Here is an 11,431-nt window from a genome sequence, read left to right as displayed (position 1 = left end):
TGTTCAAAACTCGATCCACTCCTAAAACTCAATCTACTTCCAAATCTCAATCTAACTCTCAAACCTAACTCCTAAACTTCAATCCAAACCTCAAAACTCAAATCTAAAAACTAAAAAGCACGAACACGCTCCTACCCGTTTTTGCAAAACAATGCCTGCAAAAGCGGATCGGAGTGGTGTTCGTGCTTTTCCTTTAGCAAAACCACATCACTATATATTCATACCGTTGAGTTCAAACGCTGCTGGAACTGCATACGCCACTGACTGAAAATCACTATATACTCCTACTGTTCAGTTCAACCCCAGCTTTGGAAAACGAGATCGATCCTACACATATGATCATTCTACGCTACCCATTGCCCTTCAAAACAAACGATCAAACGGCTTATCCCTTACACCTATAAGGCGAATGCTTTAAGCAGTATCGATCCCTGTCACCTTTAATTTTCCCTTAAAATCAACAGCAAACGGTGGCATCCCCAGCAGCTTGCCCAACTCTTCAGCGGATACAGGTTTGCTGAACAGATAGCCTTGCATCTCGTGACAGCGAATTTGCTGGAGCAAGGAGGCTTGCTCCGGCTTCTCCACACCTTCTGCGATCACATTCATATTCAGGCTGCGAGCCAGATTGACGATAGAGCTAATAATCATATGGTTGGCCTGACTGCTGCCGATGCGGCTGGTGAATTCGCGGGCGATTTTGAGCTTGTCAACCGGGAAGTTTTCCAGATAAGCCAGGGACGAATAGCCTGTTCCAAAATCATCAATCGAGATCGATACACCGAGCTTTTTCAATGCTTTGAGCTTGGTAATCACATTACTAATGTGTGTCATCGCAATCGATTCAGTAATCTCCAGATCGATGTACGTTGGATCAACGCCGGTCTGCTTTAAAATGCGTGCTACCGTACCGACAAAACTCTCCTGCTCGAATTGCTGTGCCGACAAATTGATACCAATCTTGATCATATGACCTTCATCCTGCCATTGTTTCGCTTGCTGGCAAGCTTCCTGTAACACCCATTCGCCAATGGACAGCATCAGACCGGTTTCCTCAGCGATCGGAATGAATTCACCCGGCATAATCATACCGAGCGTCGCATGCTCCCAGCGAATCAGCGCCTCGACGCCGATCACGCATCCTTGTTGTGCATCGATTTGCGGCTGATAATGAAGCATCAGCTCATTGCGGTATAGCGCCTGACTCAGCTCTTTTTCCAGCATTAACTTTTTGGAATAGAGCTGGTCTTTATCGTTATAGAAGCGGTAATGTCCTTTGCCGTTTTTCTTCACCTGATACATGGCGATATCGGCTTTTTTCATCAATGTGATCGGCGATTCATCTTCGCCTGCATAGAGGGCGATGCCGATGCTTGGTGTGGCGATAATCTCATAGCCTTGAATATAATGAGGCTGGTTCATCCCGTCGAGAATGCGCTGAGCAATGACCGACGCTTCACGTGTATCTTTCATATGGCGAATGAGCAGGGTGAACTCGTCACCGCCCAGACGTGCGACCATATCGTTATCGCGGACACATCCTTGCAGACGCTGCGCGACCGAACGCAGCAGCTGATCGCCTACATCATGACCAAGTGTATCATTGATATTTTTGAAACGATCCAGATCGATGAACAGAATGGAAAACAGTTCCTGATTCGTCCGCGCAATTTGTACGGTATCGCTCAGCGCATGTTCAAATGAAGCCCGATTCATCAGTCCGGTTAATGGATCGTGATAGGCGAGATAATGAATCTGTTCTTCATGACGCTTATTTTCGGTAATATCTTTGGCAATCGCATACATGCCAACGACTTTGCCCTGTACGATAATGGGGACAGTGGTCATTCGCACTTGAAACAGGTCGCCGCGGCAATTACTCAGTGCGGTTTCATAAATTTGCGGCTCGCCTTGAAGCACTCGTTCAATCCGTTCTACGATCTCATCCATATGAGCATCCTGAAAATAATTCATCATATGTTTACCGACAATCTGCTCCTCCGTGACGCCATGCATTAGCAGTGCCTGTGGATTGGCACTTTCGATGCGGCCATCGAGACCGATCGTAATGATCGCATCAGGGTGAAAATCAACAATGGAACGATAGCGATTTTCACTGCTTTCCAGTTCAAGTTTCTTATCGTACAGCTTGCGAGCGAGCCGATGATTTTCCAAAATGATCATCACCTGACGAATCATAACGAGCACAATTGCCAGACCGGTGCCCACCGTCAGCACATATCTGCCATCTGCATGCAAAATCATAAAGATAAACAGCGCAGAAATCCCGATATAAGGTAATACCAATTGTGGAATGTCCAGACGCGGAATATCCGGTTTGGACAGGCCGGTTGCTCCCTTGTGCAGCGGCTGTTCAACATCTGCCATATGCAAAATACCCGCGAAACCTACAAACAACAAACCGAGAATAAACAGCGGATCAACCCAGCTCCCGGAGCTATAACTATGCGTAGTCGTCATGTATAAAAAGGTCGTATCACCGATAATCTGTACGATCAACCCCGCGCATAACGATAGCACCACCCGGTTAGACATTGTACGTGCATTGCTTAAATACAAACTTGCTGCACCACCAAGCAGTGCCAGATCACCTATCGCATAGCCGATCGAGAGCAGCACATCCGGTGCAATATGGATCATGCCAGTAATCTCTAGCATAAAGCGAATCAGGAAATGCCAGCTTAGTGTGGTCACTACCGTCATTAAAATGGCGATATCCAGCACTAATCGAATCATCGACAAACTGTTTTTGTCATGCTTGAGTTTATAAAAAAATGCGAACATATAAAAAAGCACCTGAAGCACGTAAAAAAGATCAGGGTATCCTGGGAAAGGTACTTCGATATGGAGCAGAGTTTCATACATGAACCAGATCGCCTCGGCAATCCCGTAACTAGTACAACCCATAAACAAAAGCAGCCAAAAGGGACGATGACGAAGATGACTGCTTTTCCATGCGATATATAGCCAGCTACAAGCGATAAGAGTGCCAACCGTCGACAGTATATTGCTTCCTGTTGTACGCATGGCATCATGATCCTGCCATATCCAAATCCATATATAATACACAACTGTGAACACGACGATGAAGGCCAGTGATAGTAATCTTGTGATTTGAGCCTTTTTAGGCATATTTCATTCCCTCTAATTTCAATTTGTTTAGTTAATAATACCCAATTAAAGCATGTATATACCTAAATTCGTGATTAATTTTATAGGTCTAAAGGCTGTATAGTTTAATCACTTAATAGTACGTCATTTCACATGCAATTGAAATACGCATTCATGCATTTTTTCAGAAAAATTTAGTGAAATTTGGATAAGAAAGGGCGATATTCAGCGGAATATTCTTTTGGGAAGCAAAAACAGCCAAATTAGCTTGAAAAGTCTGCAATTGGCGGCGGAAACTATAGTATTTCCAAACATTGAATTGTATAATCGAACAGAACGTAAGGAATGGTAACGCAGGTTACTGCCCGTTTATTTTTATGATGAAAAGAGGGGTTAGAGGATGACAGGATCAAACGGATTATCCGTCAAAACGATTGTTGCAATCGGGATTGGTTCAGCACTATTTGTCATTCTGGGCCGTTTTGCTTCGATACCGACTTTTATTCCGGATACGAATATCGAAGTGACGTATGCGTTGCTGGCGTTGTTTGCGCTGCTGTATGGACCGTGGGCAGGCTTGCTGATCGGTCTGATTGGACACACGCTGAAGGATGCTATTTTCTATGGCTCGCCGTGGTTTAGCTGGATTATCGCTTCCGGTGTATTCGGTCTGGTCGTTGGATTGATGACGCGCCGTATTCGCATTGCAGACGGAGAGTTTGGTGGCATGGCTATCGTGCGCTTTAACGTGGCACAGCTCACTGCTAACGTGATCTGCTGGCTCGTTGTAGCGCCGGTGCTGGACATTCTGATCTATTCCGAGCCAGCGAACAAAGTATTCGTACAGGGTGTAGGGGCAACGATTTCCAATACGCTGACGGTAGCCGTTGTCGGTACGCTGCTGGCGCTCGCTTATTCCAAAACAAGAACGAAGCGTGGCAGTCTGAGTCGAGAATCTTGATCGATTTACAGCCTGTCGGTGTATGATCAGGAAGTACACGAATTTGCTGCTCGCAGCAGCATAGTGGTACAGTAAGAGCGATAGACCGGTGGGTGTCACCGGTCTTTTTCGTTGACACGATCGCGTAGAGGAAATTTTACTACTAAAGAGCGAACTAGAGCGTGTACGTATAAGCCGCACTTCACTACGGGAAGGTAATAAAGGAAAAGGTCGACTTGCCGTGTTAGCGATTTCCTAACACGGAAATTTACACTTACTCGACTCCATAGATTACTGTGCGAGACCGGAGTCTGTTCCCTTATTCCTTCTCGGAGTGGTGTATGTCACAGCAAAAACAGTTTGCGTATACGCCCTAGCTCGGCGTGGATCATATAAATGGTTCGTATAGATTGAAGGCATATGGCCAATGTATATCACATCGTTGAATCGGATGTGTACATAACGCCAGTATAGAAGGAAGGACAGGTATGAAGAAACCAGTTATTGAATTTAACCATTTTAGCTTTCAGTATCGAGCACAGGCAGAGCCTACACTGCATGATATCAATTTAACGATTTATGAAGGTGAAAAAATAGTGATCGTAGGTCCTTCGGGTTCAGGTAAAAGCACACTGGCGCACTGTATGAATGGCTTGATTCCATTTGTGTATGAGGGCGAGATAAGCGGTACGCTGCGTGTAGCAGGCGAGCATGTGAATAATGGGGGGATTGCGCTATTGTCGGACGAAGTAGGAACGGTGATGCAGGACCCGGACGGACAATTCGTCGGTTTGACCGTAGCTGAGGATATTGCGTTTAAGCTGGAAAATGACGCTATACCCCAGGCGGAAATGATGCGGCGCGTGTTCGAAGCCGCCGATACCGTCGAGTTTGCTGATTTTTTGGAAGCATCGCCTCATTCGCTCTCCGGTGGGCAAAAGCAGAAAACGACGATTGCCGGTGTACTGGTCAGTCAGGCGGCGATTTTACTATTTGATGAACCGTTAGCCAGTCTGGACCCGCATACCGGACAGCTAACCGTTGATCTGATTGACCGCATCCACCGTGAAACAAGCCAAACGATTGTGATCATCGAGCACCGTCTGGAGGAAGTGCTGGAGCGTCCCGTCGATCGTGTGATTGTCGTTAGTGAGGGACGGATTGTAGGAGATATGACGCCGGATGAATTGCTTTGCACCGATCTGCTGCGTACGACAGGCATTCGAGAACCGTTATATGTCAATGCGCTGCATTATGCAGGCTGTGAAATCACACCGGCGATGCAGCCTGGGCATATCGATCATATTCAACTGGACAGCTGCATTGCTCCGCTTCAGCAGTGGTACGAATGTGTGCATCAGGAACAGCTGCCTGTGATTGAACAGCCGGTGCTGGAGATTGAACATGTCTCGTTTGGCTATGAAGCCGGGCAGCCTATTTTACATGATGTATCCTTCCAGATTGGTAAAGGCGAGATCGTCTGCATTGCTGGACGCAATGGAGCGGGCAAATCGACGATTTCAAAGCTCATTTGTGGCTTTTATCGTCCGAGTGCCGGACGCATTTTGCTTAATGGACGTGACCTCAGTGGCGATACGATCAAGGAGCGTGCTGAGCATATTGGCTTTGTCATGCAAAACCCGAATCATATGTTATCCAAGCCGCTACTTTACGATGAAGTAGCGCTCGGTCTGCGTACACGAGGTGTACATGAAGATACGATTCGTGAGCGGGTGCATGAAGTGCTGAAGGTGTGCGGTTTGTATCCATTTCGCAGCTGGCCGGTATCGGCGCTTAGCTATGGACAAAAGAAGCGGGTGACGATCGCTTCGATTCTGGTGCTGGAACCGGAAATTATGATCCTGGATGAGCCAACAGCCGGACAGGATTTCCGTCATTATAATGAAATGATGGAGTTTCTGAATCAGCTCAATCGACGTGGTATGACGATCATTATGATCACGCATGATATGCATCTGATGATGGAATACGGACAGCGCGCAGTAGTGATGGCAGATGGGAAAAAGATCGCTGACGATTGTCCATCCCGTGTGCTAGTCCAGCCAGATACGATCGCTGCCGCCCATCTAAAGCAGACGTCGTTACATGCGCTGTCGGTGAAGTCAGGCGTAGGCGAGCCGGATGAGTTTGTCGGACGGTTCATCGCTTATGACAGGGGGCTGCGTCATCCATGAGTACCAAAATGTTAACTTATACGAACCAGAATACGCCTATTCATCGGCTAACCGGAGCGAGTAAGCTGTTGTTTTTTGTACTATGGGCGCTGACGGCGATGATTATTTACGATACGCGCTGTCTGCTGGCGATGTTTGTGATCGCGATTGTCATTTTTGCCGTTTCGCGTGTTCCGTTTAAAAATTATTCATTTGTGCTGTATTTGATCCTGATCTTTTTTGCCTTTAATCAGATTGCGATCTTCCTGTTCTCACCGCTGTATGGGGTGGAGCTATATGGCACACGGCATAATATTGTGCATCTGTTCGCCTGGTATACGCTCACATGGGAGCAATTATTTTATCAGTTTAATGTGGCGCTTAAATATGCGGTTGTGGTGCCGATCGGTCTACTATTTTTACTTGTGACCGATCCGAGTGAATTTGCCGCATCGCTCCATCGACTTGGGGTAAGCTATAAAGTCGCTTATTCAGTCGCCATTGCACTGCGCTACATTCCAGATATTCAGCAAGATTTCCAAAATATCTCCTTCGCTGCACAGGCACGCGGCATCGACATTTCGCGCAAGGAGAAGTTCGGCAAGCGTTTGAAAAATGTCGTATCCATTCTGCTGCCATTGATTCTCACCAGTGTGGAACGGATCGAGAAGATTAGTACAGCGATGGAGCTACGCGGCTTCGGACGTGGCAAGAAGCGCACATGGTATCGTGCGCGTCCCTTACGAAGGGGCGATTATGTCGCGATTGTGATGATCCTCATCGTGACGATCGCGTGTCTGGTGATCACGTTTGCGGATGGGTCGAGGTTTTATAATATTTTTAAATGAGTTTGGATAGATAGGTGTAAGGATCGAATGGTGGAATAGCTCTTGACGAGCGCAGGAATTGCTTTAGTTAGCGTTGCTTTTGCAGTAAGCGCAACTCCATGTCAGTGAACAAAACGGACGTCAGTACATGACTGATGTCCGTTTGGTGTTCGGAATTGTTTAACTGTTCATAGAATGGTTTCTCATTAACTCCTTTACAATTAGAAAATGACGCCTACTCAGCGTCATTTTCTAATTTAAACATATTCGTTTGGCTTTCTTTGTTTAAGGTGGGCTGCCATTCGCACCACGATATACGTGTAGATTAACACATTTTTCTTACATCGTGAATATTGAAGTAGCTTTTTTGCGTGTTTTTTTACATTAATAAATACAATTGCGTATTTGACGAATAGGAATGAAATATGTTTAATCCATCATTTATACGTATCGACCATTCGCTTCGCGTGTTCAAGTGAAAGCCCGTATTTACTGCGAAGTTGTTTGATCGCTTCGATGGTGGAAGCTTGCCGTAGATCCTGCTGGATATACTGCTTTACTTCTGGATTGTCTTTGTACACGTCGAAAAGCCGATGTTCCAGCTGCCGGATTCTTTTGGAATTGTATATATTCGCTACGCATGATAATGCAAAAGCAATAAATAGTAGCGTCTGGATCAACAATTGATCATTCATACGATCCCTCCTTCTTCAGTATGCTGCATTTCTGTTATTTTCAATCATCAGTTTATGTCTACTATGTACGTCTAATTTACAAAAAAAGCTCGGCTTTCTCAAGGAATCTAGCAACCGAGAGAAAGCCGAGCTTGAGGTTACATTAACATGATCATACGTACAGCGACGTATAGCAAATGACAGCGGAGGTGCGTTATCATCCTTTGTCGCTGTCGCTGTCGCTGTCGCTGTCGCTGTCGCTGTCGTAGCGATCCATGTACGCTTATCCGCTATGCAGAAAATAGCATTACAGATTCTGACTTGCTGGACGTGGAATTTGATTGGTCGCTGCTACCTGATCGAGGAACAGTAACAGCTCTTTGTCGAATTTTTCCGCTTCATCGAACATCATCGCATGTCCGCTATGTTCAAACGGCACTACCCTTGCATCTGTAATCGATTCGCTCAGCAGCTGGGCAAATTGTGGATCACAGATTTTATCTTTCATGCCCTGGAAAATGACCGTTGGCACGTTCACCGCAGCGAGATCGCCACGCAGATCTTCATCGCGCAGAGCGATGGCTGCTTTAATTGTACCGTGATGAGATGCTTGCAGGCAGAGCGATTCCAGCCATACCATCGTGCCGGCTCTCTTTTTGCTGTGCGTGAATTGCAGACCGAACTTGCTCAGCATTTTAGGACGATCTTCATACGTTGCTTCAATCATATCTGTCGTAAAGTCATCCGCTGTCATCAATCCATAATCAAAATCAGGACGTTTTACAAATACAGGTGCCGCTGCGCCCATTAAAGCGAGCTGCGCAATCCCATGTCCTTGATGACGTGCCATATAACGAATCGCGACTGCGCCGCCCATAGAGAAGCCGACCAGTACGGCATTTTCCAGACCGAGTTCATCGATGACTGCACGCACATCATCTGCCATTCGATCATACGTATAGCCATCCCACGGCGCATCCGATTTACCAAAACCACGGAAATCAATCCCGATACAGCGATATCCGTTCATTGGCAGCTTAGAAAATTGATATTCGAACATCAATTGATTTGCAGGCCAGCCGTGTAAGAAAATGACCGGAATCCCTTCACCAAGATCCTGTACAAACAAATTCACGCCATCTTCTACCTGTATATATCTACCCATCTTTATCGCCTCCATTGTTATATTCGTCCATCCTGCTGCATGCGTGTGAATCCATCCTGTTGTTGTTTGACCGTCATGATGAACGCAAGTCATACAGCACGTTGCTAATACCTTAAACGTAATCATTTACTTACAAACCTTGCTGTCTTGCTAAGCAAGTGAGCATATCACTTGCTGGGAGTCGTTTCTCACCATTGCTGTTGGGGGTACATTATGTTAGGTGAATGTATGGGTTGATTCGTTATTGGTGCTTTATGTGGTGGATTGGAACGAGCTAGGAATGAATAGAGCTTTGGGCAGACTTAGGTTATGGATGCATACACCACTTCCGACAAGGAATAAGGGAACGATGTCCAAAGACCAACCTTTAAGCCGGGATACGTCTGCTTTTTCCATTCGGAGTATTCCGGCTTAACCGGAGATCGTTGGCATGTTGCCGGGCTGGAGTGGATGAAGTCAAAAGCAAAAATAGTATCGCTCACTTCCTATTTGCTTACACAGTAAATGATACTTAGAAGAAGTAGACATACTAGTATCTACAAAAGATGCTGGATGCGGCAATAAAGTGCACTAGAGGTCGTTCAGAAGTATTGGATTCCGTACACAGTAAACACAATTTGAAGGAGGCCACCCTATGAAATGGCAGGGCAGAAGGGGAAGTAATAATGTAGAGGATCGGCGTGGAATGGGTGGTGGCGGTAAGACGCTGGTAGGTGGCGGCATCGGTGGGATTATCGTTGTCATTATTGTGCTGTTGCTTGGTGGAAATCCAGCTAGTTTGCTGGGAGATATCGGTTCGAGTACAACGACGCAGACAGCGGGCAATTATCAGGGGACGGCTCAGGAGGAAGAGCTGGCGAACTTTGTCTCGGTTGTGCTGGCAGATACGGAGGATGTGTGGAGCGATGTGTTTCGGCAGCAAGGGCTGACGTATACCAATCCAACGCTGGTGCTGTATAGCGGCAGTGTGAAGTCGGCGTGTGGGATGGCGAGTTCGGCGGTTGGGCCTTTTTATTGTCCGGGTGATGAGAAGCTGTATATCGATCTGAGTTTTTATGATGAACTGAAGCAGCAGTTCCAGGCGCCAGGTGATTTTGCGATGGCGTATGTTGTGGCGCATGAGGTCGGTCATCATGTGCAAAATTTGCTCGGCACGATGGATAAGCTGGAGCCGTATCGTCAGCAGCTCAGTGAGCAACAATTTAATACAAAGTACCAGGTTCGATTGGAATTACAGGCAGACTATTATGCTGGCGTATGGGCGCATTATGAGCAGGGGAAAAATTTGCTAGAACAGGGCGATCTGGAGGAAGCTCTCACGGCGGCCAGTGCAGTCGGAGATGACACGATTCAGCAGCGTACACGCGGTTATGTAGTGCCAGATAGCTTTACACATGGCACGTCAGAGCAGCGGAAACGCTGGTTTAATAAAGGCTTTGAATCCGGCAGTCTGACTGGTGGCGATACGTTTAGCGTAAGCAACGGTCAGCTATAAATATTTAATTCAACCTGGAGCGATATTTTCATCGGTTATTAATAAATGTCTGCTATGCTAAATGCAACGCTGGTTACGGCAGGTCGTCTATATAGAGATAGAGCGATAACCGAAGTAGAAAAAGGAGTGGGATGATGAACAACATACGTTTGAAAAGCAGTTTGGATCGTGCGAGTCTGGATAACCGTTTACAATATGATCCGGAAATTATCGAGCTGTACTTGCGAACCGATGACTTGCAGCAGGAATCGCTCATTCGCGAGCGTATTCGTGAACTGAAGCAGCGCGGCATTCGTGTGTATTTACACCATCCGAGTCGTTACAATGGCAAGTATCTGGACATTATGAGCACAGAGCCAGACATGTACCAATTTTATCGGGAATCGACACAGCAACTGGTACGTATCTGTCAGGAAGAAGGCAGCAAGTGTGTCATTCATGCTAACTATTTGCGCAGCGACAATCCTGAAATATCTCGGGAACGCACGATTGCGCTGCGTCAGCAAATCAACGAAATATTGACCTATGGCCGTGATGTACTGCTTTGGGAAGATTCAACCGAAGGATTGTTCTGTTATGCAAATCCGTACCTGATCGATGAAGTGATCATTCCGCTAAAGCTTCCGGTCAATGTCGATGTGAGTCATACATTTATTAGTTTCCGTGGCGATAATGATCGTCTGCGCGAAGTGCTGGAGCGTACTGCACCTTACGCGGTATATTACCATCTGGTCGACAGTATGGGACAATTCCACGATTCGTTACCTCTCGGACAGGGAGGAATCGATTGGAAGATGGTCAAGTCGTTCGTGCAGGGGAAAGAATATATTTTTGAAATTAATCTGGAAGGTGGGCATATCGACTGTACGCCAATGGTCGAGAGCGCGCGTTTCTTTGATCGTTTGAGTATGGAGCAAGCTAGCCTGTAAGTTGAGGTGTGCGGGTGATGAAGTGAGAAGGAAGCGTAGTGTTAGCGATAGGTGGAAGTATTTTAACATGGGTGAAAAAGCTATGGTTTGTATTT

Annotated in this window: 8 protein-coding genes; 5 read left to right on the top strand and 3 right to left on the bottom strand. The window is 46.3% G+C overall.

The window, feature by feature from the left end; genetic code table 11:
- Positions 1-414 precede the first annotated feature (414 nt).
- Positions 415-3,153: a DUF4084 domain-containing protein gene (locus tag AAHF22_RS08005; RefSeq protein WP_347324470.1), complete on the bottom strand. Its 2,739-nt coding sequence runs from the start codon at positions 3,151-3,153 to the stop codon at positions 415-417.
- Between the two features lie 379 nt (positions 3,154-3,532).
- Between AAHF22_RS08005 and AAHF22_RS08000 the strand changes: the two genes are divergently transcribed.
- The 3 genes from AAHF22_RS08000 to AAHF22_RS07990 all read left to right on the top strand — a co-directional run bounded on the left by AAHF22_RS08000 (position 3,533) and on the right by AAHF22_RS07990 (position 7,094).
- A complete protein-coding gene (locus AAHF22_RS08000; protein ID WP_347324469.1) occupies positions 3,533-4,093 on the top strand; it encodes an ECF-type riboflavin transporter substrate-binding protein in 561 nt (186 codons plus the stop codon).
- Positions 4,094-4,560: 467 nt separating this feature from the next.
- Positions 4,561-6,267: an ABC transporter ATP-binding protein gene (locus AAHF22_RS07995; protein ID WP_347324468.1), complete on the top strand. Its 1,707-nt coding sequence runs from the start codon at positions 4,561-4,563 to the stop codon at positions 6,265-6,267.
- Positions 6,264-7,094, top strand: coding sequence for an energy-coupling factor transporter transmembrane component T family protein (locus AAHF22_RS07990; RefSeq protein ID WP_347324467.1), 831 nt, complete (start codon positions 6,264-6,266; stop codon positions 7,092-7,094). Before AAHF22_RS07995 ends, AAHF22_RS07990 begins: the two co-directional genes overlap by 4 nt.
- A 416-nt stretch (positions 7,095-7,510) precedes the next feature.
- Here the strand turns inward: AAHF22_RS07990 and AAHF22_RS07985 are convergent, their stop codons facing one another.
- Positions 7,511-7,768: a hypothetical protein gene (locus AAHF22_RS07985; RefSeq protein WP_347324466.1), complete on the bottom strand. Its 258-nt coding sequence runs from the start codon at positions 7,766-7,768 to the stop codon at positions 7,511-7,513.
- A 286-nt stretch (positions 7,769-8,054) separates the two neighbouring features.
- Positions 8,055-8,912 (bottom strand): alpha/beta fold hydrolase, encoded by an 858-nt coding sequence (locus tag AAHF22_RS07980; RefSeq protein ID WP_347324465.1) that lies wholly within the window; start codon positions 8,910-8,912, stop codon positions 8,055-8,057.
- A gap of 634 nt (positions 8,913-9,546) precedes the next feature.
- Here AAHF22_RS07980 and ypfJ point away from each other — a divergent pair.
- Together ypfJ and AAHF22_RS07970 are read left to right on the top strand one after the other, a co-directional pair.
- Positions 9,547-10,407 (top strand): KPN_02809 family neutral zinc metallopeptidase, encoded by an 861-nt coding sequence (gene ypfJ, locus AAHF22_RS07975; protein WP_347324464.1) that lies wholly within the window; start codon positions 9,547-9,549, stop codon positions 10,405-10,407.
- 134 nt (positions 10,408-10,541) lie between these two features.
- Positions 10,542-11,336, top strand: coding sequence for a TIM barrel protein (locus tag AAHF22_RS07970; RefSeq protein ID WP_347324463.1), 795 nt, complete (start codon positions 10,542-10,544; stop codon positions 11,334-11,336).
- The last annotated feature ends 95 nt before the right edge of the window (positions 11,337-11,431 follow it).

The organism is Paenibacillus wenxiniae (assembly GCF_039822605.1).
Lineage (GTDB): Bacteria > Bacillota > Bacilli > Paenibacillales > Paenibacillaceae > Saccharibacillus > Saccharibacillus wenxiniae.
This window is presented reverse-complemented; position numbering and strand designations above follow the sequence as displayed.